Origin of the sequence: Geobacter pickeringii, assembly GCF_000817955.1 — a bacterium.
GTDB lineage: Bacteria > Desulfobacterota > Desulfuromonadia > Geobacterales > Geobacteraceae > Geobacter > Geobacter pickeringii.
Genome location: NZ_CP009788.1, coordinates 1,737,826 through 1,762,936, shown reverse-complemented (window position 1 = coordinate 1,762,936; position 25,111 = coordinate 1,737,826). Strand labels below are relative to the sequence as shown.

The window sequence follows — 25,111 nt, the reverse complement described above, 5'->3', positions numbered from 1 at the left end:
AAATATTACTCTTCGGTCTGCTCGACCGCCGCATCGCCAGGCTCTCCCGCCGGCCCCTCAACGGCATCCGCCTCAGCGGCTTCCTCTGCAGTGCCATCGTATGAAGAGAACTCTACCAACTCCGCTTCGGCAGCCCGCGTTTCGCTCTTTATGTCGATACGCCAGCCGGTCAGCCGCGCGGCAAGCCGCACATTCTGTCCGCGCTTGCCGATGGCAAGGGAAAGCTGATCGTCGGCGACGATTATCTCCATGGCGCGGTTCTCTTCGTCGATGTAAACCTTGGATACCACGGCCGGCTGGAGGGCGTTGCAGGCAAACCGCGCCGGGTCCTCGGACCAGGGAATGATGTCGATTTTCTCACCACGAAGCTCCGAAACGACATTCTGTACCCGCGAACCGCGCATGCCGACGCAGGCACCCACCGGATCTACATCCGAATCGTTGGAATAAACAGCGATCTTTGAGCGGCTCCCCGGCTCACGAACCACCGATTTGACCTCCACGATCCCCTCTGCGATCTCGGGCACCTCGGCCTCGAACAGCTTCGCGAGAACATTGGGATGGGTCCGGGACATGAGAATCTGGGGCCCCTTCGGCGTCATCCGGATATCCGTGATGAGCGCCTTTACGCGGTCGCCCTGGCGGTAAACCTCACGTTGTGCCTGCTCCTTCTGGGGAAGAAACGCTTCGGCGCGACCGAGATCAATGATCAGATCCCCCCGCTCGAAACGGCGAACGACCCCGTTCACCAGTTCTCCGATCCGATCCTTGAACTCGTTGAAGATCGTTTCGCGCTCGGCTTCACGAACCTTCTGAATGATAACCTGCTTGGCGGTCTGGGCAGCGATTCGGGAGAAACCGCTCGCATCCAGCTTCATGCCGAGGGAGTCGCCGACTTCGACATCGGGATCGATCTCCTTCGCCTCCTCAAGGTCGATCTCCTTGTAGGAATCCTGCACCTCGTCCACCACCGTGACGAATTCGAAGAGCTCGACCTCGCCGATCTCGGGATTATAGTGGGCCTCAAGATCACGGGTATTGCGAAACTTCTTGTTGGCAGCGGTAAGAACCGCCTGCTCCAGGGCCTCGACGACGACCTCGCGGTCAATACCCTTTTCCTTCACGATCTGATCGATGATGTGCTTGAGGTTGAAGGTCGTTTCCACTTCGGATTCTCCTTAACAGTCTATGATTACGACGGATCCTAAAATTCGAATTCCAGATTGGCCTTTGCAATCTTTACCAGCGGAATGCGGGCAACCTGCCCTTCGCGCAGCCTGATGACGACAACGCCATCCTGGCAACCGTCAAGGTCGCCAAGGAAGGTCTTGCGCATGTTCCCCGCCTCGTCCGCCATGAGCTCAAAGGTCTTCACCTTCACCAGGCGACCCTGATAGCGCGCATAATCGCTCTCTTTCTTCAGGGGACGATTCAATCCCGGCGACGAGACTTCCAGGGCGTACCGATCACCGATGAAATCCTCCACATCAAGCACCTCGGAGACCTCGCGGCTCACCTCGGCACAATCGTCCAGGGTAATCCCGCCCTCCTTGTCGAGAAAGAGCCGGAGCACCATCTGCCGCCCTTCCCGCTTGTACTCTACGTCGACGAGCTCCATCCCGAGGGGTGCCACGATGCCCTCGACGATACCCGCAACCCTGGACGCCACATCTTGCTGTGCCATACGAAACAAAACCTCAGAAACAAAAAAAGTGAGCTCAGGAGCTCACTTTTGAGTGAACATTAACTTGTATATAGCTGTTTATCACGAACCCCTGGCAATTGCAACTATTTTTTTATACTGAAGCCCGGCAAATTTCATTGCCTTTGATGGTTTTCACATCCCGTGATTGCCGAATTGTCAACCACGGAGCGAGACGTGGTTGACAAGCACTCTCGTTCCATGATAGATCGACGACGGGAGGTTACCAATGAGACAATTCATCGATTCGATCACCACACAGATCATTGCCGGTGTCCCGGTGCAGGAGGCGGATGCGCGGGTACTGGCAGACGCGTCAGGCAATGACCTGTTTACGCTCTTTACCGCCGCGAGCAGGATAAAGAGCCACTTCCTCGGCTCCGCCGTCCATCTCTGCTCCATCATCAACGCCAAATCAGGGCGCTGCCCAGAGAACTGCGCATTCTGTGCCCAATCGGCCCATCATGCCACCGACGCGCCGGTCTACCCGCTGGTTGACGAAGAGAAGATCGTCGCCAACGCCCGGGAGGCCGAGAAAAACGGCTCCCACTGCTACGGCATCATCACGAGCGGTACCAGCATCAGCAAAGGTGAAGAGCTTGAGCGGATCTGCCGGGCGGTTCGCCGAATCAGGCAGGAAACAAAGATTGCCCCCTCCTGCTCCCTCGGCATCATCGATTTCCCGACTGCCACCGCGCTCAGGGAAGCGGGCGTTGAAACCTATCACCACAACCTCGAGACGGCACGGAGCTTCTTCCCCAGCATCTGCACCACCCACGACTACGAAGAAGACATGGAGACGGTGCGCGTGGCTCGGCGGGCAGGACTCAAGGTCTGCTGCGGCGGGATTTTCGGTCTCGGAGAATCGGCCGCGCAGCGGATCGAGATGGCCTTGACTCTCCGGGAGCTCGACGTTGACTCGGTCCCCCTCAACTTCCTGAACCCCATCGAAGGGACGCGTCTCGCGGCAGCCGACAACCTCACACCCCTCGAATGCCTGAAGACCATCGCCCTGTACCGGTTCATTCTCCCCAGCAAAAGAATCTCGGTCTGCGGCGGCCGCGAACGGAACCTCCGCGACCTCCAGTCGTGGATGTTTTTCGCCGGCGCCGACGGAACGATGATCGGGAACTATCTCACCACCATCGGCCGGCCGGCCGAACAGGACTGGCAGATGCTTAACGATCTGGGGCTCACCGTGGAGGGATGCTGTGGCTAACCGTTCAATCTTCATAACCGGCACCGACACCGGCGTCGGCAAGACCGTCGTATCGGCGGCCCTCGCCCGGCTTTTACGCAACCGCGGCATCAACGTGGGCGTCATGAAGCCGGTGACGAGTGGCTGCATCGAACGGGACGGAGGACTCGTCTCCGAGGATGCGGAACTCCTCGCGTGGGCGGCCGGAGTCCCCCTCGACGAAGACTGCGCCCCCTACTGCCTGCGCACTCCCATCGCCCCGTCGGTGGCAGCGGCACGCGAAGGAGTAAAGATCGACTTTCCGCGGATCAGGGAATCCTACGAGCGGCTCCTGCAACGACATGACTTTGTCATTGTCGAGGGTGCGGGCGGACTTATGGTTCCGCTCACCGGGGGGATGCTCGTCGCCGATCTCGTTACGGCATTGAAACTTCCGCTCCTGGTCGTGGCCCGGCCAAACCTGGGGACCATCAACCATACCGTCCTTACCTGCTTCACGGCAAAACAGCTCGACATCGACCTGCGCGGCGTGATCGTCAATTCCTACCCTGACACCCCGGACATGGCCGAGGAATACGCCCCGCACCTGATCGATTCACTCTCCGGAGCCCCGCTCCTCGGCGTTTTCCCACTCATTCCAGGCGACAGCGCCCGTGAGCAGGTCGAACAACTCGCCGCGCGTCTGGCGACGGAGCCGACCACCAAAATTCTTCTCAGGGAGATCGGCCTTGAACAGATATGACACGAAAACTCTTCAGGAGTACGATCGGAACTACGTCTGGCACCCCTTCACCCAGATGAAGGAATGGGAGCGGGACGCTCCGGTGGTGATCGTGCGGGGCGAAGGCTCCTACCTCATCGACTCCGACGGCAACCGCTATCTGGACGGCGTCGCCGCCATCTGGACCAACGTCCACGGCCACTGTAAAAAGGAGATTAACGAGGCAATCAAGACCCAGGTCGACCTCATCGAGCATTCGACCCTTCTCGGCCTCACCAACGACAAAGCCGCCATCCTGGCGAAGCGGCTCGTCGACATCGCCCCGCCGGGCCTCTGCAAGGTCTTCTACTCCGACAACGGTTCCACCGCAGTGGAAATCGGGGTCAAAATGGCCTTCCAGTACTGGCAGCACCAGGGACGCCCCCGCAAGACAAAATTCATCTCATTCAAGAACGCCTACCACGGCGACACCATCGGTGCCGTGAGCGTCGGTGGCATCGACCTCTTCCACGGTGTTTTCCGCCCCCTCCTCTTCCCGACGATCCAGGCCCCGGCTCCGTACTGTTACCGGTGCGAATTCGGGGAGTCGGACAGCAGCAGGTGCGGACGGCGCTGTCTGCAGGAACTGGAGCGGCTTATGACCGCCCACGCCGACGAAGTCGCGGGCCTCGTGATCGAGCCACTGGTTCAGGGAGCCGGCGGCATGATCGTTCAGCCGGACGGTTTTGTCCGCGCGGTGCGCGAACTCTGCGATCGCCACGGAATCCTGATGATCGCCGACGAGGTGGCGGTAGGGTTCGGCCGGACCGGCGCCATGTTCGCCTGCCAGCGCGAGGGGGTGACCCCCGACATCATGGCCCTCTCGAAGGGGATTACCGCCGGCTACCTCCCCCTGGCCGCAACCATGGCAACCCAGGAGGTTTACAACGCGTTTCTCGGCGAATACCGGGAAATGAAAACCTTCTTCCACGGACACACCTTCACCGGCAACCCCATTGCCTGCGCGGCTGCCCTGGCAAGTCTCGCCCTGTTTGAAAGCGAGGGGCTATTGGAGTCATTGCCACCAAAAATCGGCTACATAGCAGACAGACTTCAAGTAATGATCGAACATCCATCCGTGGGAAACGTTCGCCAGTGCGGCATGGTGGCCGGTATCGAACTGGTTCGGAACAAGGAAACCAAGGAGCCGTTCCCCTGGGAAGAGCGGGTCGGCGTCCGGGTCTGCCGTGAGGCCCTGCGTCATGGCATTTTTCTGCGCCCCCTTGGCAACATCATCGTCGTCTTCCCCCCCCTTTCCTCATCCCTTGAGGAGCTGAAATTCCTGATGGACGGGATCGAAGCATCGATCGAAGCTGTCATCCTCCCGTCCGGCGCATAACGGAAACGGCAAAGGGGATGACCGCACCGCGTCATCCCCTTTGCTTACAACCGGAATTTCTGCGTCAATAGCTAGAATTTCCCCCGCAATACCTGAGCTGAAATGATTACCCCTCCCTCAGTGCGGCTTCCCCGGGCAGGGACGTAATCGGGCACGATGGTCGGCATCGCGATCTTCACCGAGCCGTTTTCCACTTCGGCCAGAGCCGTTGCCGCCCTGACGGTGCCGTATGCCGCGCCGGCCAGAATACCACCCGCAGCACCGTACCCGAGGTAGTCGAGGTGATCGGCCGGCCTGTGGGTAAACGCCAGCAGCGCTCCCCCCACCAGCGCACCGGCCAGGCCGCCGTACAGGGCATTCCTGAAAATCCCCTCAAACCCGCCTTCTTCGGCGTGGCTGGGGACGGCAGTCACCGCCAGCATTACGGCGATCAGGGCGGAAAGAATCAATGTGCGTGCAGTGTGTGTCATCAGGTATTCCTCCGATACAGGGTCTCACAGAATGAAAATTTCCTAAAGCAACGATTGGGCCAAACGCCACTAAAGCAGAAAAAACCTTTTCCTTACGGTCAGTTCCATCACGTACACACTCTGAACAACCGATTGCCCGCGATCAATCAGTTGCGCAAATGCAACACCTCTCCGCCGACCATGACGCCTTCTTGCGCATATTTTCATCAGCAATTCGGGATGTTGCCCGGTTTCAACTCCTGGCCGCCAGCCTGTGCAGATCTGCTACACTGCTGCTATTTCACCTGAAGCGATTCGAAGCTCATCATCGCGGCTGGCCGCTTCCCCGTTCAGCCGGGCAGTGAGGATGCGATCGAGGATCTCGCGATAGCGGGGACCGGCAGGGAGTCCAAGCCGCTTCAGGTCGTCTCCCGTAATGGAGGTCGTGACGCCCCGCAGCCGGGTCACGAAGAGCGAGACGAACTTCCGCACCTCGTCGCGGCGCGTTTTCGCCATGATGTAGAGGAGAACCTCGGTCGTCAGGCCGCGCAGCCAGAAATAGATGTCGCTGGGCCGGACGTCCTCCCCCCGTGCCACCTTCCGCTCCATCACCTCCAGCACCTGCTCGCCGTGGATGCGCATCTCGATGAGCCGCTCACGGTAATGCTCCGATACCGAGAGTCGTGTGCACGCCCCCCAGAAAGAGTCGTCGGAAATGGCCGTGGTAAGTGCCAAAAAGTAGACGACCCACACCTCCACCGTTTCGGCGAGGTAGAGCAGATCGAACCACGTCGTAACCTTTTTTACCTCGTCCAGGACCCGCAGGTTTTCCGCCTGGAGCACGATCTCGGGGTGAATGAAGCGCAGGAGCCCCAGTCCCGACATGCGGAGGATCGCCCGAACCGGCTCCCGTTCCTTCATGATCGCCACCAGCTCATTCAGCAGCCTCTTCCCCCCCAGCTTGTCGAGAAAGCCCATTTTAACGGCATTCTTGACGAGATTCTCGGTGTGGCGGGAGATCTGGAAGCCGAGGCGCTGCTCGAAGCGGATCGCCCGGAAGACCCGTGTCGGGTCCTCGACAAAAGAGAGATTATGCAGGACGCGGATCGATTTCTCCTGGAGGTCCCGGTAGGCGCCGAAGTAATCGAAAAGCATCCCGAAATCCGCGCCGCTCAGGCGGATTGCGAGGGTATTGATGGTGAAATCACGGCGATAGAGGTCCATCTTGAGCGAGGAGCGCTCCACCGTCGGAAGGGCGCCCGGCGTGGCGTAATACTCGAGCCGGGTGCTCGCCACATCCACCTTGAACCCGTCGGGGAAGACGATGACGGCAGTGCCGAACTTTTCGTGGCTCTTCACCCGGTATCCCATCCGAGCCGCAAAAGTCTCGGCGAAGAGGATGCCGTCTCCCTCCACCGATACGTCGATGTCGTCGTTCTCGTTGCCAAGAAGCAGATCCCGCACGAATCCGCCAACGGCATAGACCGGCAGCTCCAACTCGTCCCCCACCCTTCCGAGATCCCGAAGCAGAGAGACCACCCGTGCCGGCAGGCTCTTGTTCATCAGGTGGAGCACCTCCCGGCGCCGCACGGGGAGATTATCGCGGGCCAGATCGTAAACCGCCTCGGCGGTGCGCTGGAGCCCCGCATACATGTAGCGGAGCAGGTCGGTGCGGGTAATGACGCCGACGAGGCGTTCCTTTTCGAACACCGGGACCAGCCGCCGGTGCTGGACCACGATGTACTCCTGCAGGGCGGCGATGGGGGTGGACGGTTCGGCGCAGAGGTACTCGGTATGCATGTATTCACTGGCCGGCAGATCCCCCAGGCCGTGATAGAGGGCCTTCTCAACGATCCGGCGGGAGATGATACCGGTCATCCGCTCGCCGTCCATGACCGGCATGGCATTTACGTTGTAGCGGGTCAGGTATTCCCGCGCCTCGGCAAGCGTCGTGCCGACCGGCATGGTCATCACCGGCGACGACATCAGGTCTGCGGCGGTACGCTTGGGGTTCACCCGCTCCGGGAGAAGCCGCTGGAGTCGTTCCACCACCTGGATCACCGTTTCGCCCCGAACCGTCGCCGCTGCCGCCGTGGCATGGCCGCCGCCCCCCATCTCCCGGAGGATGGCACCCACATCCACTTCGGGGATACGGCTGCGGGCCACCAGGTAGACCCGATCCCCCATGGCCACCACCACGAAGAGCGCCTCCAGATTTTCCATATCGCGCATCATGTGGGCCAGCACGGCGATGTCTCCCACGTAATACTCGAGCGCCGCATGGGCGATGGCGACATCCACCCCGTTCACGCAGACAGTCTGGAGTGATTTGATCAGGTCGTTGAGAAGCGAAACCTGCTGGGCGGTGAGTTCCTGGGTAACGAAATCGGCGACAACGTTTAGATTCGCCCCCCGTTCCAGAAGCCAGGAGGCGGCGGCATAGTCATCGGTGGTCGTGGAGGGAAAGGTGAGGTTGCCGGTATCCTCGTAGATGCCGAGCATCATGAGGGTCGCCTCGACCGGGGTCACCTCCGTACCCCGCTCCCTCAGGATCTTTGCCAGGATGGAGGTGGAGGCTCCGCAGTCGCGGATTTCGCCGCCGCTCGGCCGGATGTCCCCCGAGGCCCCGGGATGGTGATCGTAGATATGAACCTCGACCCCGGGGCGCCCCGCCACTTCGGCAAAACGGCCAACACGGGACGAGTGCTGGCAGTCGACAAGGATGAGACGGGTAATCTGCTCGAAATCCACATCTTTCAGACGGGTAAAGGGAGGAACGTAGCTGGGTGATTTCAGGAAGAAATCCCGCATGCTTTTCTCCTGGGAGCCGGAAAAAACCATGAGGGCATCGGGGTAGAGCCGCTTCGCCGCAACCATCGCACCGAGGCAGTCAAAATCGGCGTTCACGTGGGTGGTGATGACATCCATGGGAGAGAGTGTGCCGCAGGAGCGGTAAAAGTAAAGCGCAGCCCGAACTTTCGATGCGGCTCGCGGTTGTGGCTAACGGGAGACGACGAGCGGTTTGAGCGGTGCGGACCGATATACCGGATTGGTACCGATCACCTCGACTACCGGGCCGTCTTCGAGCAGTTCCAGCTCACCGGCATCATCCTCGTATTCGTTTTCCCCCACCGCCCAATCATAGAGCTTCTTCGAATCGTGGAGCACCGCTCTGTCGGGGATGCCGTACATGCGCTTCTGCATCGGCTCGTCGTAAAGCCCGACACAGCCGTGGGATGCCGGGCGCCCCGGGAGGTCCCGCGCATGCATCCAGTACGCGACGTTGTCCTCCCCCACGTGGAAGCGTATCGCATAATCCATCGGGTACTGGGCGGTCTGGTCCTCGGTCTTGTAGAGCGACGAGGTGTGGGTCCGGTGGCGGGCGTCTACCCGAAAAACGCCGGTAGGTGTCTCGTGCCCTTCGCTGCCAGTGGCCGCTGGCATGGAAAATTTGAGCTTCCCGTTCTCGTAGGCGCCGATCCACTGCTCGGTGAGACTGATGAGGATATACTTCTCGTAATGCTTCGCCGGTTCGTACTCCCGGGGAAGCGGCGTATAGCTCCGGGCCGCGGCCATGTCCACCGGCACCTTGATGGTCATGCCGGGATAGGTATGGCGGCGGTCGATCCGGTTGAAGCGCGCCACGGTCACCCAATCGGGACCGAAGAGCGATTCGAGGCTCTCGCTGGGCTGCATGAAGTGGGGGGTCCAGTCGATGTTCCGCAGGCTGGGGTAGTCGATGCGGGAAAGGTCTTCCTTCGCCTTGTCGGCAAGGGAAGCTCCCGGCTCGGAGGTAGGAAGCGGTTCGTGAACAACGATGGCGGCAAGAATGATGAGGGCGATGAACGGCGACAGACTGCGGATCATGGGTTCAGTCCTGTGGCAAAAAAGAATGGGGCTGAAGCCCCATTGAAATACGTCCGCACCGTAGCACTTTTGCCCGCCCTGGTCAAGAGAGGGGAGTTGCTCCTGCGGCAAACCGCTCGGCAATGACCCGCTCGACGGCACTGTACGGATCGGTTCGGCGCGAGGTCATCTCCTCGACGATCTCCCGGAATCGCCCGTTCACCCTGATATGACCGTACACCTCGGCAAAGAGCCGTTCCTTGAGCAGATCCATGAAATGACGAACGCTCCGTTCTTCGCAGATCCGTTCCAGAGCTCCCGACTCCACGAGGTGCCGGCGATGGTTCCCGATCTCCTCCACCATTTCTTCGATGCCGCAGTTACGGCTCGCCTCCGTCATCAGTACCTTCGGCTGCCAGTCGCCCGGCTTGGTCTGCTTCATCTCGAGCATGGCCGCAAGCTCCCGCGCCGTCCGTTCGGCCCCGTCGCGGTCAGCCTTGTTCACGATGAAGAGGTCGCCGATCTCCAGGACTCCCGCCTTGATCGCCTGGATATCGTCGCCAAGGCCCGGCACCGAAACCACCACCGTGGTGTGGGCCATCCGGACGATGTCGATCTCGTCCTGTCCTACCCCCACCGTCTCGATGATCACCACATCCATCCCCATGGCATCCATGACGTTCACCACGTCGCCGGTGGAGCGGGAAAGCCCCCCCATGTGGCCGCGGGTGGCGAGGCTGCGGATAAAGACCCCCGCATCGTCGGCATGACGGTTCATCCTGATCCGGTCGCCAAGGATGGCACCGCCGGTGAACGGGCTGGTCGGGTCGATCGCCACCACCCCCACCGTATTCCCCCTCCGCCGGTACGCGGCGGTGAGCTGATCGACAAGGGTCGATTTCCCGGCGCCAGGAGGACCGGTAATGCCGAGGATGAATGCCCTCCCCGTGCGGGGGAAAAGCTGCTTCATCTCATCGGCGGCACTCCGAAAGCCGTCGTCGAGATCCCGCATGAGGCGGGCTGCCGCCCGAAGATCGCCCTCAAGTATTCTGCCAGCTAAAGACATGCTCGGTTCCTTCCGAAAATCCCCCATCCGCCCATGGGAACGTCTCTCCGGATACGGCGGTTTGACGCTACGCCCGCGGCGTCACGTTCTCCCGGACCCACTTGACGATATCCTCGGTGGAGGTTCCCGGCGTGAAGACTTCGCTGATGCCGGCAGCCTTGAGGCCGGGGATATCATCCTCCGGGATGACTCCGCCGCCGAAGACGACGATGTCATCGGCGGATTTTTCCCTGAACAGCTCGCAGACCCGCGGCAGGAGTGAATTGTGGGCACCCGAAAGGATCGAAAGCCCCACGGCGTCCACATCCTCCTGGATAGAGGCGGACACGATCTGCTCCGGCGTCTGGTGGAGTCCCGTGTAGATAACCTCGAAACCAGCATCGCGGAAGGCGCGGGCAATAATCTTGGCTCCCCGGTCGTGGCCGTCGAGGCCCGGCTTCCCGACGAGAATACGCAGCGTTCTTTCAGTCATGGCACACTCCTTGGCTGTATTCACTTCTCGATTCCCACCCGGGCCGGCACTCCGGCCCGGTAATAATGTTTCACTTCCCGCATCTCCGTCACCAGGTCCGCCGCGGCAATAACCCGCTCGTCGACGTTTCGCCCGGTCAGTATCAGCTCAACCTGCGAAGGCTTGTCAGCCATGAATTCAAGAACATTCTCGACGCCCAGAAGGCCGAAAGAGACCGATCCGTTGATCTCGTCGAGAATGACCATATCGTACCGGCCGCTCACCATCGCATCATGGGCCATTTCGAGAGCGGCACGGGCAAGTCGGACATCTTCCGGGTCGGGATTCTCCCGATTGACCCAGCCGGGCCGGCCGGTCGGAATAATCGTCAGTTCGGGGGCGAGGCGCTCGGCAGCGGCGTGCTCACCATAGGGCCCGCCACCCTTCATGAATTGAATCATGATGACCTTGAGCCCTCTCCCCACCGCCCGGAACGCCAGACCGAGAGCTGCCGTGGTCTTTCCCTTGCCATTGCCGGTGTACACCTGAATGAGCCCCTGCTCAAGTTTCACGCTGCGCCTCCCAGTCAAACTTCAGGTCAAAACCGTCTCCCGTTTTAGTCTCGGTAAAAACGATGAGGACGGACTATAACAACTGTCCCGACAAGCTGTCAAGCCGTATTCACGGCTTTATAACGTTTGTTTATCGAGACTTAAACACCGTCTGGGAAGTCTGGGCCGCCCCCGCCAAAATCAGCGCTTGACATGAACGGCCGCATTTGTTATCTAGAAGGTCCACTTTACGGGCGATTAGCTCAGCGGGAGAGCACTGCCTTCACACGGCAGGGGTCGTAGGTTCGAACCCTACATCGCCCACCAGAAACCATGACGGGCCAGATCGATGATCTGGCCCGTTTTTATTGTCACTTTGGCAATCCAGCCCCAGAAAACACAACTCACAATCCATTCCCGTCCATAGTAGAAACGGCAAACCGCTTAATCTTCCGCGTCGTGGTTTTCGGAAATTCGTCCGTGCGTATGGTGACTTTCTTCACCCGTTTGTAGGGCGCAAGCTTTTCGCAGGCAGCATGCACCTCGGCGCGAACGAGCACTTCAACCTCTTCCCCCGACAGGGAATCCCTGCCTTGCCTCCTCCGATAGTCGTCGAGGGCATCGCCATCGGGGTAGACCATCGCGTGGATCTCTTCGGTCACTGTGCCGACGCGGTGGCCGTGGACGATGGCCTCCGCTATGTACGGGCTCTTGAGAATTTCGTTTTCCACCTCCTCCGGGTAGACGTTTCTTCCGTTGGCGGTGACGATCAGATTCTTGACCCGCCCGCAGATCGAGAGAAATCCATCCCCATCGAGAAACCCAAGGTCGCCGGTGTGATACCAGCCGTCGACCAGAACCTCAGCCGTTGCCCGATCATTCCGGTAGTACCCCTGCATGACGTTTGGCCCCTTGACGAGGATCTCCCCCACCTTATCCTCATTGGGATTTTCCAGCTTCACCTCGACGCCGTCAAGCACCCGCCCTGCCGTCCCCGGTCGCATGGCACCGGGGCGTTCAGCCGAAATAACCGGCGACGTCTCCGTGATTCCGTATCCCTGGCAGATCGTCACCCCGAGACGGGCGAGCCCGGCGGCGATATCCGGGTCGAGCGCCGCCCCGCCACTGACGAAAATGGTACCCTCCCCCAGGGTCTTTCGGACCCGCGCCCTGATCAGCGGGCGGGTTAGGGAAAAAGCGCAGAGGAGACGAGATAACACCCTCGATTCGATGTTCCGGGTGATCCGGTCAAGGATCATCCGGTAGACCGCCGGCACACCCAGGAGAAACGTCGGCCTCACCTCGGCCAGGTTCTCGCCGAGCTTTTTAAGGGACTCGACAAAGGAGACCGTTCCCCCCAGCGAGAGCGGCAGGAGGATGCCGCAGACCTGCTCGAACACATGATTGATGGGAAGAAACGACAGGGTATGAATCCGCTCGTCCAGTTCGAAATGGAGGGTGACCGCCCGGATGTTCGAGGTGATGTTGGCGTGGCTCAGCATGGCACCTTTCGAACGGCCGGTGGTCCCCGAGGTGTACAGGATGACGGCGGTATCCAGGGGGTGGCGGCGTTCGCAAGGTCCCGAGGTCTCGCCAAGGAGCTTCTCGTAGGTGAGAATGCCCATCCGCCCGGCACGCTCCCGTTTCATGGCGCCGTCCGGGAGGTTCCTGCCGCCGGATACTCCGTCTGCACCATCTCCGGAGGCTTCGGCATCGAGGAGCTCGTTGAACTGCACGGCCAGGGTCCCCATCATGGGACCCTTCTCCAGATGGAGAGGGGAACCCTCATCCCGGTGGCGCCCCCCTTCCGAATCATGGTCCGCGTTCGTATCCCCCCTCCCCCCTTCGAGCGTCACGATGAGGCCGAGAGAGGGGATCTCCTCCCCCATGGCGGTGACGGTTTCGAGGAAAGAGCGTTCCGTGAAGAGAACCCGTGCCTCGCTGTCGGAAAGGATGTGCTGCAGTTCGAGGCTCTTCAGCTCCTTGTCGATGGGGACAACGACCCCCCCCGCCTTAAGAATCCCCAGGTAGCCCATTATCCAGCGGGGAGACGAAGGGGCCAGAAGCGCCGCATGGTCGCCTGCCCTGAAACCACTGTTCGCAAGCCCTGCGGCAATCCTGTCGGACGCGCTCCAAAGGGCTCCGTACGAAACATCCCGCCATCGGCCTCCGCTTTTGTGCCGCAGGGCCGTTCTGTCAGGAAATCTGCGACAGCTCTCATCAAGTAAATCCACGATTGTCTGCATGATAAAAAACACCCTCAGGAGTATGAGATGCCGGCCAGATGGTCGCCGTCAGTGGTGACAGCATAACGGCGCGGTACTTCGGGAATGTGTATTTTCTGCCACGACTTGGTGACTGTGGGGAAAAGCGCTGCGCGGGAGGAGAGGAGATACGTTCATCAATAGCGGGAGGCCATCTGCACCACCGTGTGGATCGCGTCGACGACCGCCAGGGCGTGCTGGCGATGGGTAACGAGGGTGACGTGGTCGGCCCCTTCGACCGTGAGATGGGTGCTGCGGGAAGAGAGGGCGGCGAGTTCCGTCTGCAGTTCATGGGCCCCCGGCAGCACATCCTTCCCGGCACTGACCACCGCCAGCGGCCTGTCGCCAAGGCTTCTGGTGCCCCGAACCTCGTCGCACACCGCATCCCAGGCGAGGGACTCGTCGCGGGTGGTTTTCAGATGGGTATACGACGAGAGAAATGCCCCCGCCTCCGCAGCGGGGCGTTCAGGCAAGCCCACGGGCCAGGAGCTGAAAAAACCGGTCGCGCGGACATATCCGAGCCTTGCCAGCAGAGGGACCGTTCTCAGCATGCGGAACCCGGAGCTCATATGCCGGCGGATTGCCGGGCTCCTTTTGTGTTGATCCGGGTGGGCCGCGTCGATCAGCACCATCCCGGCTACCTCCTCGGGATACTGATCGGCGAAAACCCGCAGGTACAGCCCTCCCATGGAGTGGCCGGCCAACACGTAGGGCCCCTCCATGCCTCCATCGTGAAGAAGCGCGCGAAGACGCCGGGCCACGTTGAGCGCCGTCCGGGGGAGGTCATCGGTGGCACTCCAGCCAAGGCCGGGGCGGTCATAGGAGACGACCCGGGTGAATTTGGCAACCTCGGGCTGAATCCATCCCCATGCAGAGGACATTCCCCCCAGTCCTGTCTCGAGAATCACTGCGGGCGCACCGCGATTGTCGGTCGCGTGCACATGCAGGTCGGTCCCCTGAATCTTCAGCAGTCGTCCGGGGGGTGGATACCTGCGCCGGTCAATGGCCGTGGCAATGGCCTGGTAGAGGCAGCCGACGCCGGTCAGACAGGGAAGCAGCGCGGAAACCATGCGGGCATACCCCGTGATGCCGGGGGCAATGTTCAGAATCCTGCGGGCAGCATAGAGCAGCTCATCCCCCCGGGCACACAACGGCGGCGCGGACGGTCTTGCCATGGCTCACCTCCGGAAACGCGGGGGATTCGGGTTCGTGGTCGGCAGCGTTCGATTGCGAACCGGTTACGGCGTCTCTCAGATGTAACTGGTATCAGAGGTGACGCGATTATCAAGGGGAGCGCGGCAATTGTAACAATCGGCGGGAATCCATCAGCTCGGCCCGCACACCCCGGCCAGGTCCAGGAGGAGCGCCGCGGTCGCACGGCAGACCTGGGCCGCGAAACCGAGGTTCAGCGTCTCAAGGGTGTCGCCCGGTTGATGATAGTGGGGATTGCGGAAATTCGTGGTGTCGGTCAGCATGATCGCTCTGTACCCGTGGTCCCAGAAGGGCGCATGGTCGGAGCGGCGCGAATCGGGAATGAGTTCTCCGTTTCCCGGGACAACCAGCGGCGCCCAAGGGAGCCCGTCTTCACAGCGACGAACCGCCCGCTCGAAACGGAGCACCATCTCCCGGGACGCTTCATTGCCAATCACCGCGATGAAGTTACCCGTCGTTGGCACCGCTACCGGGATGCCCGCAGGAACTCTCTGGACGATGCGGTCACCGGCATAGGCCACCGATTCGAGCACCACCGCTCCCTCAACCTCCCACCCCTCCCTTCGCGCCTGGGCCGCCAGCGCCCTGCTCCCCCGGGTCCCCAGGTCCTGCGGGTCCCCCTCATGCTCATTTTCCTCAAGGTTGACAGCCGCAAACTGAAGAGCGTGCTCAAACCCCAACGACTTCAGAATGGTGGCGAGTTCCAGGAGCACCGCCACACCGCTGGCATTGTCATCGGCCCCTGGAGTGGTGGAGACCGTGTCGAAGTGGGCGACAGCCAGCACCCGCCGTCCTGGTGGAGAGCTCCCGGGGTGCGTGGCGATAATATTGGCGAACTCACGACCACGGTCCGTAAACGGATGATCTGCAACAGGGTATCCGAGGGAACCGAAGACGCCCCGGATGTAGCCGGCTGCCCGCTCCAGGGCCTCGGGCGCGGCCACGGGGTGGCGGACTCCTTCGAGTGCCTTGATATGGCTGCGGATGCGATCGACGGAAACCGCCCTGAGGCATTTTTCGACACATTCAGACATGGTTTATGACTCCTTTACCGCTGGTCAAATGAGCTTCCAGCAACCACAAACTCGGCGCTGAGTAGACTTTCTCATCTGAAATTTTCTTGCCAGGGCACTAAAAAGCCTGCGACGAAGCTCGCCGCAGGCTTTCGGGATACTGCATTTTCAAACGGAGATCAGTGCGTCCCCCCCTCGCCCTCTTGCTGAGAACGCATGGCGGCCTTGTGCTGCTCGATGGCTTCCATCTCCCTCACCTTCTCCCCCAGCCAGTGGTGGAGTTCGAGAGCGGTATGATAGTTGAGAACAACGCCGGTGGGGACAAAGCGCACCAGGCTCTGGGCGAAGTCCTCGGGTTCGACTGCCGTCTCCGCACCGACGGTGCCGTTGGAGTTGATTTCGTGGGTAATCTCGTTGGGAAGCGGCGGGCGCTCCAGATAGAAATTCACCACCAGATCGCCGCGGGGTGAAACGCCGCCATGGGCGCCATTCACGTAAACCGGGTTGTAGTCGTAGGTGAAGATGTACTTGAAGGTTACCTGAGGTTTATCTGACACTTGAGTATTCCTTTCGTTATCGATTTGAGTCGATGTCTACCGTCACACGGCAACTAATTCTCGTTGACCGCTTTCTGCCGCCCCTTGTGCCGATTCAGAACAAGACCGATAATCTTCTCCCGTGGAAGGAGCTTGAGGGCTTTTTGCACATCCGCTGACTGCGTTTCCTCCGCCTTGACCGCCACGAGGATGTAGTCGACGAGCGGTGCGAACGTCAGTGCGTCGGCGCCGACAAGCACCGGCGGCATGTCAAAGATGACCGTCCGATCCGGATAGCGGTGCTTCATGTCGTGGACCAGGTTGCGCATTCCCGGCGAACCGAGCAGTTCACTCCCATCCTTGAGCAGGCGCCCGCCGGAGATCACGGTCAGCTTCTCGACCCCCGGCCAGACGAAAAGTTCTTCCACGGGGGTTGCATGGAGCAGGTAATCCACCAGTCCCTTGTTGCCGGGGTACCCCAGCAGCTGGTGGACACGCTGCTGCCGCAGATCGCAGTCCACGAGCAACGCCGTCTGCTTGAACTCCCGCGCGAACGTGAGGGCAAGGTTGATGGCGGTCAGGGTTTTCCCCTCCCCCGGCAGGGCGCTCGTCACCATAATCGTCGCACCCTGCTGATTTCCGACCTGCTGCTGGATTCTCGTCCGGAGCACGCGATACTGCTCAACCTCCGGGGCATCCGAATGGAAGGCAATGCAGCGGTTTTCCTCCATCGTCCTCGGATTGAGGGCAACGGAGCGGGAAAGGGAATAGTTGGGCGAGACCCACCCTGCCCTCTCATGGGCCTCCTGCACCACCGGCCTCACCGAGGCGACGAGGGGTGAATGAGCTTCTTGCGGCTCAGACGGGGCCTGAAGTCTCGACGACTGCGCCGGAGCGTTACGCTGTCCACCCTCCTCAACCGACGGGGTCGGTGCTGCCTCACTGACAGAAGTCTCCGCCAGCCCGCAGCATGCAGTCGGTGAAGAGCTGTCCGTAGGCGATGTACCGACGCCGGCTTGCACCTCTTCAGTACGGTCGACAGGAGTTTTCCTCCGTAGCCTCGACAAAGCTCCGCTGCGCTGTTCCATGTTCAGTACTCCTTCTTCGCTTCCGGGCCGCGGACACGGTGAAACTGTCCCAAAGACCCATGATTTCTGTATGAGGTTGCGCCTCTCTTACCCCATTCGGGCTACATTGCGTAACATCTTTGCCCAGACGATATCCAGATCCATGATGAAGAAGTGGACAACGAGGGTGGTCGCCACCAGCACCCCAACCAGACCGACGGCAAACATTCCTCGCCTGCCGAAGCCTCGGGGCGCCTCTGCACCGTTGCCGATCTCCGGAATTGTGGCGAGAACCGGAAACGAGGTAACTCTGCTGAGGGCCTCGGCAGTCCTGAAGGTCTGGTCACTCTGTTCACGAAGGGCAGTCAGGCCGACGCCACTGCCGATTCCAAGCACGAGCCCGATGAGCAGTATGGCGGGAATATTGGGACTGATCGGCTTCTCCGGCAGCCGGGCGGAATCGATGAGCGTGAAACGCTCCCCTTTCTGTTCCTGCTCCAGGCCGTGGGCAACCTTGGCCTCCATGTATTTCTTCGAAAGGTCATCGTACTTGCTCTGGAGATTGTTCCGTTCCACCACCAGATTCTTGTATCCCTCTTCGACTCCCGGTGTCGCGGCAACCCGCTGGCGGTAGCTGTCGCGCTTCCTGATGAAACTGTCTATCTGCCGCTTTGTGGATGCAATTTCGGACTTGATGCTCGCCAACTGGGACGAAAGGGTCACGTAGGCAGGATTGTCAGGCTTGCTGTCCGCCGTGTCCCGGCCGCTGGAACGAAGCTGCTTGACCAGTTCGGCAATTTCCCCTTTTACCTTTATCACGTCGGGATGCTCATCGGTAAACCGGGTCTTCAGGTCCACCATCCGGACCCTCAGCTCGTTGAGGCGGGTCTTGTCCTGACTGGCGGAGTCGGTTGGCATGCTGGCCAACTGGGCCTGAAGGTAACTCTCGCGCTCCCGCAGGTTGCCGAGCTGGCTGTTGAGCGACATGATTTCGCGGTCGGTCGTTTCAACCGCCTGCATATTGACCTGCGCCAGTTCCGGCAGCGCATTGATATTGCGCTGTTTGTAAGCAGCAATTTTTCCTTCGATGTCCTCCAGCTGCTTCTGCACCCCCTTCATCTCTTCCTCGATGAACGTGGTCGTACCGAGGGACTGTTTTTCCCGAACCTTGAGATTCTCATTCAGGTAGAGGGTGGTCAGTTCGTTGGCAACCTGCTGGACCACGGAGGGATTCTTCCCCTGGTAGGAGAGGCTGAAAGCGATGGTTGCCGGCCGGGGCTGACCCGACCGGGGGTCGATAACGTCGGCGCTGATGGTGTTGAACTTGATATCCTTGCGCATCTTCGCGACGATCTCTTCCGTGGTCCACTTGTTCTTGAGATCAGCGTAGAGGTTAAATTTTCCGATAATATCAAGGAGCTTGCTCGTTCCCATGATCCGCTGGTTTATCGATTGGAGGCGCTGGTCGGCAAAGCTCGTCACCGTGGTGTTGACGTACTCGCGGGGAACCTCCTGCTCCTCGATCAGGATCGTGGACGTGGAGCTGTAGATCGAGGGGAGCAGGAAGGCGATAACGGCCGCAACAAGAAAAATGGAGACGGTAGGGACCACGAGGGTCCATTTCCTTCGTTTGGCGATAGCGAGAACATCGTTCAGGGATTTGATTTCATGCTCCATGCGACAGCCTCATTTCGTTGGTAATTGAATTTCTTCGCAAGCAGCGATAACCACGGGGGCACGGGGCTATCGGCCCATCTCGTAGCTCAGATTCACGCGGAGCATCACAAGATTCTGGACCGCAGCCCCTCCCTCACCACCGGAATCAACATGGGTGTACTGGTAGAGAGCCTCGGCGTCCAGATACCGGGTCATGGTGTAACGGAGCGAGCCCCGTGCCGTCAGAGTCTTCTCGTTTATCTCCACGGCCGAGAACTGGTTCTGTCTGGTCCTGTTGTAAGCAAAGGAGCTTGCCACCTCTCCCCGCAGCTCTTCGGTCAGGCGTCTGCCGAGCGAAAGGTTGAGGGATGTGCGCTCCGTAACGCTCGAACCGCCTGAGGCAGTGGCAAGGTCCCGGGTGAAGCTGAGGGTACCGTCGTTCCGATCATCGGCATACCCCAGGGAAAGACTTCCGATAAGGCCGGTATCGTCGGTTCTGAAGGTGTGGCCGGATGATTCGAAAGTGGAATGGGTGAAGCGCCCACCGACCGAACCCGACATCTTCCAGAGTTCGCGGGGGGTGTACGACATTACCAGTGAAGCAGCGTAGTTATCGACCTGTGAACTGACCACATCGTCGTTTGAATACAGGAACGTTACCCCGGACCGCGTCCTTGGGAGAACCTTGTCGAGATCATGATCAAGGGCAAGGGTCACGGAATGGGTCGTTGTGGGAAGTTGCAGCGCGTTGTCGAACTTCTGTCGGTCATACCCGTAGGTGAGCGATGTGTTCGTCAGCTCATCCACCGCGAGATTCGCCCCTCCTTGGGCATTGTATCTGTCGCTCCCGGCGTTCAGCGCGATACCCGTCGCACTGAGCTGGTCGGGCCGCGAGTTACGGACGTAGCCCCCTCCTGCCGAAACACTGAGGCGTGGCGTCACGCGATACGCCAGCGAATTCCGCCCGAAGAAATCAAGGCCGTCCAGCAAGTTATGCCGCAGATAGTCGAGATAGTTGAACCCGACCGTGAGGTCGCCGTCAAAGCGCTCCGTTCTGGCGCGTCCCCGAACCCCCGGGACGATGGTGGTGATAAAATCGCTCGTGGCATTTTGAGCCGTGAGAAAGATGTTGTCGTTGTGCTCTTCCTTGAGAGTAATGCTCGGAACCAGCAAAAGCTCCGCTCCCTTCGCCACGCCAGCAAGAGCGGTCCACCCTGCGGTCATGCACACCATCAACAGGGAGAGGCGGTTACGGAACGACAATGACGTCCCCTCTCATCAGTTCGATATTCGATTCGAGGCGCTTCCCCTCTACTACCTCGCCGTACGCGAAGGAGTACATCTTGGTAGCGCCGCCATCGTTGCGGAATATCCGGATATCGTTCTTGCTGGCGAACGGGTTGAGCCCGCCTGCCATTGCCAGCGCCTGAAGGACATTGGTCCGCGCCAGCAGAACATGCCGGCCGGGGGAGTTCACCCTCCCGATAACATACACCAGCATGCTGTTCGACTGCTTCACATCCACCGACAACTGTGCGTCGGAGATGTACCGTGAAAGTTTCTTCTCCAGCTCTTCCTTCAGTTGCGCGACGGTCTTGCCACCGGCAACGACCTCACCGACGAGGGGGAAGTCGAATTTCCCGTCCGGGAGAACCACGACGGATTTTGTCAGCGCATCGTCACGCCAGACCGAGATGCCGATCACATCGCCGGCGCCGATCACGTAGTTGGAAGGAACGGCCTCCTGAATCGGGGGCAACGACTCGACTGCGGCGACTACCGACGCTTCCATGGCTGCCGGGCTGCCCTCCCCCATGCCGACGAGGGACTTGAGCGATCCCCAGAGAGACTTACGCGTACCGGCCGCAATCACTCCCCCCTTATCTCCAGATGCCGGCGCCGAAGAATCGTTCGCAGAAATCGTTTCTGTTGCTGTCTGCCGCGACGGCTGGGCGTTAATCGCCTGCGGGGCTCGCTCCGGGTTTTCGGGGCTTCCGGTCCTGGTGGGCGCCGCTGAAGTCGATTCCACAACAGGGAGTTGCCGGCCCTCGAAACGCCTCCTCCGAAGTCGCTCCTTCACCGGATCCTCCAGTGAATTGGCGCTGACCGCCGGCATGGAATCAAAACCCGCTTCCCGGTATTCCGCGGACATATCCGCATGAAGTCGCCCCACATCGGCGCAGAACAGTATCATGAGGGCCACTGCCGCAACCAACCAACGTGAATATGTCATCCTCGTCACACCTTTCATCCTGCTTTCCGTTTCCTCTTTTCCGAACATTGCGACAATTCGGCAAAATACCAGCAGACGGTTACAGCTCTGTCACGGCCCCATGAAGATTAATGGAATTAATCATTAGATTTTTGCCAGTACCCTGGCGGCTTCATCCCTGCCGGGAAACGAGGAGTTCCCTGCAAGCGCTTTCTTGAAATGCTCCCGGGCCTTGTCGTTCTTTCCCACCTTGTAAAGAACCATACCGAGGTGGTAATTGACGACCGGGGCCGCCGGGGTCTTGCTCAGTGCCTTGACGAGGAGCTCCTCGGCCTTTGCATAGTCACCCTTCCTGTAGTAGACCCAACCGAGGGTGTCACCGACGAGGAAGTCGTCGGGACGCTCCTTCTGGGCTTTCTGAGCCAGCGAAAGGGCCCGGTCCAGATCCTTTCCCATGTCGGCCAGAAGGAACGCGAGGTCGTTGCTCACCCGCCAGGAATCCGGATTGGCCTTGAACGCCAGTTCGTACTCCGCAAGGGCCTTCCCGCTGTTGTGCTGGGCCACATACAGCTCTCCCATTTTGACATGCCCCAGCGGGAGGGCTGGCACACGGCGCCTGATTTCGCTGAATTCGACTTCGGCCTTGCGATACTCCTTTTTCGCCAAAAGGATGTTGCCAAGCTCGGCCCGGGCTTCTATGTCATTGGCGTTTGCCTTGAGTATCGCCTGGAGCGTCTGCTCCGCCCCGTTTGCATCCTTCTTCAGGACGTCAAACCGGGCCATCGCCAGAAGAAGGTCACGCGACTTCGGTTCGGCCTTGAGAGCTCCCTTGAGGGTGTCCTCAGCCAGATTGAGTTCCTTGTTCATGACGTGAGCTTCGGCAAGACGGATATGTCCCTCGATGAGCTGGGGATTCTCGGAAACCACGCTCCTGAACTCTGCCACGGCCTTGGCCCCTTCCCCCTTACGGAGGTGCAGATTCCCCTTGATGAACCGGGCATCGACGTTTTTCGGGCTCTCCTTGAGGACCTCGTCCACATACTGCGCTGCCTTGTCGTTCTCGTTCCGGGCGAAAAAAATCCGGGCCAGGGCATTTTTCGTCTGAATGATACCCGGATTGGACTGCTTGCCTTCGAGGGTGAGACACTCCTTGAGAACAGCGATCGCCTGATCTTCCTTGCCGGTATTGAGATAGAGGTCACTCAGGGCGAAGCGAAGCCTGAAGCTCTTGGGGTTTTTCCCGAAACCCTCCTTGAGAAGCCGCTCACCGTCGTCGCTCCGGCCCTTGCCGAGGTAGAATCCGCTCGCCGTCAACCACCGCTCCTCATCGGTCGGCGCGGCGGCGATCATACCTTTCAGCACCTCAGCGGCCTCCTTTTCCTTGCCCGCAGCCCACTGGAGGCCCGCCAGATTAACGCGATGCGCTGGATTGTTCGGCTCCAGGTCACCGGCCTGCTTCAACAGCCCGGCAGCCTCGACGATGCGACTGGTACGGGCACAGAGCTCCGCAAGGGCAAGGACAATCGGCACTGCTTTCGGATTATCGGCGATCCCCTTCCTGAGAACCGCTTCCGCATTCCGTTGATCGTTCCGCGCGAAGTGCAGCTGGGCCAGGAGCAGGTAGAGGTCGGTCTTCCTGCACCCCTTGGCCAGAAGCCCTTCCAGGTGAGCGAGCGCCTCGGGGTTCTTCTTCTCCGCCAGAAGCGTCGCCCCCTTCAGGAGCAGCGCATCCTCGTAATTCGGGTCAATCCTGAGGATGGCATCGGCCTTTTCCATTGCCTTGTCGGTCATCCGTGCGCCGAGAAAGATCTTGCCGAGCTGGTACTGGGCATCCTTGAGGGCAGGGTTGAGCTCCACCGCTTTGGTGAAATCACCGTAGGCCTCCTTCAGATTGCCGCCCCTCAGCTCCGCATGCCCGAGCATGTAATAGGCATCCGCATACTTCGGGTCGATCTGGAGCGCGTTCTTGAACTCGAGTTTCGCCTTGACCAGGTCCCCCTTGTCGTAGAGTTCCTTCCCCTTGGTATAGAACTTCATCTTCTTGGCCTCGGGACCGCTGCACCCAAACACCAGCAGTGCGCAGCAGAACATGCTTGCCCCATTGATCCACGTGCGAATTTTCATCACGACTCCTCTCGTTGTAATTTCAGGTGATCGACAACTATAGCGCCAGCAGCGTCAAGGCTCCCGCCACGGCATAGGAGAGCCTGACGAAATTCCCTCTCATTTCCGCCATCAGCACCTCAAAACTGAAGTAGAGCATTATGATTTTTGCGGCGATCAAACCTGGCTGGTATGCGTGATTGTCGCCGCCATAGGGGAGATTGGGGAGCACCACCGCCAGGATGATGATCAGAAAATCGAGCGGGGTACTCTGGAACCCCTTGCTTCGTCGCGACAACTTGGAAATGACGATGATGCATACTGCCAATACGCCAAAGGAGGCATTGTAGATCCTTACAGGAAGCGCGGGGTGGTGGCCGACAAGGATCATGTCGCTGAAATAGACGGCAAAGGGAATTGCCAGATAGAGCGAAAATCTGATTACCGCGCCGAGGTGTCCTGGTCTGATGAATCTGACGACAAGAATGACAAGCGCCAGGAACGGCCCGATAAAAGACGCGGCGCGCCAGGGCACTACGGCAATCATGCAGGTAAGGGCGAGCAGTAACGGTATCCCGTACTCGAAGATGCGGAATGCGTGACGGATTATCGTGCCTTCCCTGCGCCAGAGCCTGAGCAGGGAGCCGACACGGAAACGGAAGTGTCCGAGAATCCTGAACCCCATTTTGTTATTCGCTGCAAGGGAAAACCCTGCGATCAGCATGAGAGAAAAGAGCAGATAGCCGAGAAGCAGTACCCAGTCCGAGTAATAGCGAAAGAGTATCGCCGCTATGATCAGAACCGTCTGGAATATGTAGATGACCAGCACCGACTCGGCGTGAGTGAAACCCAGCCGCATGAGATGGTGATGGAAATGGTTCTTGTCGGCTGAAAAGGGGGAGACCCCCCGGGAGATGCGCAGGCTCATCACCACAAGGGTATCCAGAACCGGAAAGCCGACCATGACGAGGGGCAGCAGGGGGCTCAGGGCGGTATTCCCCTGGCTCAGGCGCAACAGGAGCGCTATGGCCGAGTAGCCGAGGAACTGGCTCCCCGCGTCCCCCATGAAGATGGAGGCGGGGTGGGTGTTGAAACGGAGAAAGCCGTAGATGACGCCGCTCAGGGCCAGGGCGATGAAACCGGTCACGGGTTGATCAACCAGATAGGCAAGGTACCCGATGGCGGCAAAGATCAGGAGACAGATCCCCCCTGCCAGACCGTCGAGGCCGTCGGCGAGGTTGATGGCGTTGGTCACCCCCACGATCGTCACCAGGGTCAACGGAACGGATAGCCACGGGGCGAGTGCAAAACCGTCGGGTGCCAGAGTCCCGACCCTCGTGATCTCCACGCCGCCGAACAGAACCAGCATGAGGGCGGCGGCAAACTGCCCCGCAAACTTGACGCGGGGAGAAAGATCGCGAAAGTCGTCCACAAGGCCGATCAGCACCAGGATTGCGGAACCGCAGAGATAGGCCCGGACAAACGAATCGACCATGTGCCACAGTACAATCGGCACGAAGGCGCCGATTGCCATGGCAACGCCGCCGATCCGCGGAATCGGCTGCTGGTGCACCTTGCGTTCATTCGGCAGGTCCACCACCTGGTACCGGATGGCGACGCTGCAGAATGCCGGTGTCAGCACTATGGTGATCAGCACCGAAAGGAGCAACGTTGAAAGAAACATGA

General features: G+C 60.0%; 21 protein-coding genes and 1 tRNA gene. 4 read left to right on the top strand and 18 right to left on the bottom strand.

Features of this window, described 5'->3' with window-relative positions; genetic code table 11:
- Nucleotides 1–5: 5 nt before the first annotated feature.
- Together nusA and rimP are read right to left on the bottom strand one after the other, a co-directional pair.
- The gene (nusA, locus tag GPICK_RS07850; protein WP_039741920.1) at nucleotides 6–1,166 is read right to left on the bottom strand and encodes a transcription termination factor NusA; all 1,161 of its coding nucleotides are present in this window, start codon (nucleotides 1,164–1,166) and stop codon (nucleotides 6–8) included.
- Nucleotides 1,167–1,204: 38 nt separating this feature from the next.
- Nucleotides 1,205–1,684 carry a ribosome maturation factor RimP gene (gene rimP, locus GPICK_RS07845; RefSeq protein ID WP_039741918.1) on the bottom strand — a complete coding sequence of 160 codons (480 nt, stop codon included), beginning with the start codon at nucleotides 1,682–1,684 and terminating at the stop codon, nucleotides 1,205–1,207.
- 247 nt (nucleotides 1,685–1,931) lie between these two features.
- Between rimP and bioB the strand changes: the two genes are divergently transcribed.
- The 3 genes from bioB to bioA are packed head-to-tail and all read left to right on the top strand — an operon-like array spanning nucleotide 1,932 to nucleotide 4,999.
- Nucleotides 1,932–2,921, top strand: coding sequence for a biotin synthase BioB (bioB, locus tag GPICK_RS07840; RefSeq protein ID WP_039741917.1), 990 nt, complete (start codon nucleotides 1,932–1,934; stop codon nucleotides 2,919–2,921).
- Nucleotides 2,914–3,642 carry a dethiobiotin synthase gene (bioD, locus tag GPICK_RS07835; RefSeq protein ID WP_039741915.1) on the top strand — a complete coding sequence of 243 codons (729 nt, stop codon included), beginning with the start codon at nucleotides 2,914–2,916 and terminating at the stop codon, nucleotides 3,640–3,642. The genes bioB and bioD overlap by 8 nt, the downstream gene beginning before the upstream one ends.
- Nucleotides 3,629–4,999 (top strand): adenosylmethionine--8-amino-7-oxononanoate transaminase, encoded by a 1,371-nt coding sequence (gene bioA, locus GPICK_RS07830; RefSeq protein WP_039741912.1) that lies wholly within the window; start codon nucleotides 3,629–3,631, stop codon nucleotides 4,997–4,999. Before bioD ends, bioA begins: the two co-directional genes overlap by 14 nt.
- A gap of 71 nt (nucleotides 5,000–5,070) precedes the next feature.
- On the opposite strand, the gene GPICK_RS07825 is transcribed toward bioA, so the two are convergent.
- The 6 genes from GPICK_RS07825 to cobO form a co-directional block, all read right to left on the bottom strand.
- Complete coding sequence (locus GPICK_RS07825) at nucleotides 5,071–5,469, bottom strand: hypothetical protein (protein ID WP_236685683.1); 399 nt, start codon at nucleotides 5,467–5,469, stop codon at nucleotides 5,071–5,073.
- 264 nt (nucleotides 5,470–5,733) lie between these two features.
- Nucleotides 5,734–8,376, bottom strand: a complete 2,643-nt coding sequence (locus GPICK_RS07820) for an A-adding tRNA nucleotidyltransferase (RefSeq protein WP_039741908.1) — start codon at nucleotides 8,374–8,376, stop codon at nucleotides 5,734–5,736.
- 72 nt (nucleotides 8,377–8,448) lie between these two features.
- Complete coding sequence (locus GPICK_RS07815; RefSeq protein ID WP_039741906.1) at nucleotides 8,449–9,315, bottom strand: L,D-transpeptidase; 867 nt, start codon at nucleotides 9,313–9,315, stop codon at nucleotides 8,449–8,451.
- 82 nt (nucleotides 9,316–9,397) lie between these two features.
- Nucleotides 9,398–10,360, bottom strand: coding sequence for a methylmalonyl Co-A mutase-associated GTPase MeaB (gene meaB, locus GPICK_RS07810; protein WP_039741904.1), 963 nt, complete (start codon nucleotides 10,358–10,360; stop codon nucleotides 9,398–9,400).
- A 67-nt stretch (nucleotides 10,361–10,427) separates the two neighbouring features.
- Nucleotides 10,428–10,832: a cobalamin B12-binding domain-containing protein gene (locus tag GPICK_RS07805; protein ID WP_039741902.1), complete on the bottom strand. Its 405-nt coding sequence runs from the start codon at nucleotides 10,830–10,832 to the stop codon at nucleotides 10,428–10,430.
- Between the two features lie 20 nt (nucleotides 10,833–10,852).
- A complete protein-coding gene (cobO, locus tag GPICK_RS07800; protein ID WP_039741900.1) occupies nucleotides 10,853–11,383 on the bottom strand; it encodes a cob(I)yrinic acid a,c-diamide adenosyltransferase in 531 nt (176 codons plus the stop codon).
- 231 nt (nucleotides 11,384–11,614) lie between these two features.
- Here cobO and GPICK_RS07795 point away from each other — a divergent pair.
- Nucleotides 11,615–11,689 (top strand) — tRNA-Val (locus GPICK_RS07795).
- A 77-nt stretch (nucleotides 11,690–11,766) separates the two neighbouring features.
- Here GPICK_RS07795 and GPICK_RS07790 read toward each other — a convergent pair.
- The 10 genes from GPICK_RS07790 to GPICK_RS07745 all read right to left on the bottom strand — a co-directional run bounded on the left by GPICK_RS07790 (nucleotide 11,767) and on the right by GPICK_RS07745 (nucleotide 25,109).
- Complete coding sequence (locus GPICK_RS07790; protein WP_039741898.1) at nucleotides 11,767–13,608, bottom strand: AMP-dependent synthetase/ligase; 1,842 nt, start codon at nucleotides 13,606–13,608, stop codon at nucleotides 11,767–11,769.
- A 155-nt stretch (nucleotides 13,609–13,763) separates the two neighbouring features.
- Nucleotides 13,764–14,801 (bottom strand): alpha/beta fold hydrolase, encoded by a 1,038-nt coding sequence (locus GPICK_RS07785; protein ID WP_039741897.1) that lies wholly within the window; start codon nucleotides 14,799–14,801, stop codon nucleotides 13,764–13,766.
- A gap of 150 nt (nucleotides 14,802–14,951) precedes the next feature.
- Nucleotides 14,952–15,872 carry a M28 family peptidase gene (locus GPICK_RS07780; RefSeq protein ID WP_039741895.1) on the bottom strand — a complete coding sequence of 307 codons (921 nt, stop codon included), beginning with the start codon at nucleotides 15,870–15,872 and terminating at the stop codon, nucleotides 14,952–14,954.
- A gap of 158 nt (nucleotides 15,873–16,030) precedes the next feature.
- A complete protein-coding gene (locus GPICK_RS07775; RefSeq protein WP_039741892.1) occupies nucleotides 16,031–16,408 on the bottom strand; it encodes a hypothetical protein in 378 nt (125 codons plus the stop codon).
- A 53-nt stretch (nucleotides 16,409–16,461) separates the two neighbouring features.
- Nucleotides 16,462–17,202: a nucleotide-binding protein gene (locus GPICK_RS07770; RefSeq protein ID WP_236685682.1), complete on the bottom strand. Its 741-nt coding sequence runs from the start codon at nucleotides 17,200–17,202 to the stop codon at nucleotides 16,462–16,464.
- A gap of 360 nt (nucleotides 17,203–17,562) precedes the next feature.
- Entirely contained in the window at nucleotides 17,563–19,131 is a 1,569-nt protein-coding gene (locus tag GPICK_RS07765) for a GumC family protein (RefSeq protein WP_039741891.1), read from the bottom strand.
- Nucleotides 19,132–19,197: 66 nt separating this feature from the next.
- Nucleotides 19,198–20,373 (bottom strand): outer membrane beta-barrel protein, encoded by a 1,176-nt coding sequence (locus GPICK_RS07760; RefSeq protein WP_144400069.1) that lies wholly within the window; start codon nucleotides 20,371–20,373, stop codon nucleotides 19,198–19,200.
- Nucleotides 20,360–20,983 (bottom strand): polysaccharide biosynthesis/export family protein, encoded by a 624-nt coding sequence (locus GPICK_RS16955; protein WP_236685681.1) that lies wholly within the window; start codon nucleotides 20,981–20,983, stop codon nucleotides 20,360–20,362. The genes GPICK_RS07760 and GPICK_RS16955 overlap by 14 nt, the downstream gene beginning before the upstream one ends.
- Before the next feature lie 483 nt (nucleotides 20,984–21,466).
- Nucleotides 21,467–23,446, bottom strand: a complete 1,980-nt coding sequence (locus GPICK_RS07750) for a tetratricopeptide repeat protein (RefSeq protein WP_039741887.1) — start codon at nucleotides 23,444–23,446, stop codon at nucleotides 21,467–21,469.
- A 37-nt stretch (nucleotides 23,447–23,483) separates the two neighbouring features.
- Entirely contained in the window at nucleotides 23,484–25,109 is a 1,626-nt protein-coding gene (locus GPICK_RS07745) for a glycosyltransferase family 4 protein (protein ID WP_039741885.1), read from the bottom strand.
- Nucleotides 25,110–25,111 lie beyond the last annotated feature (2 nt).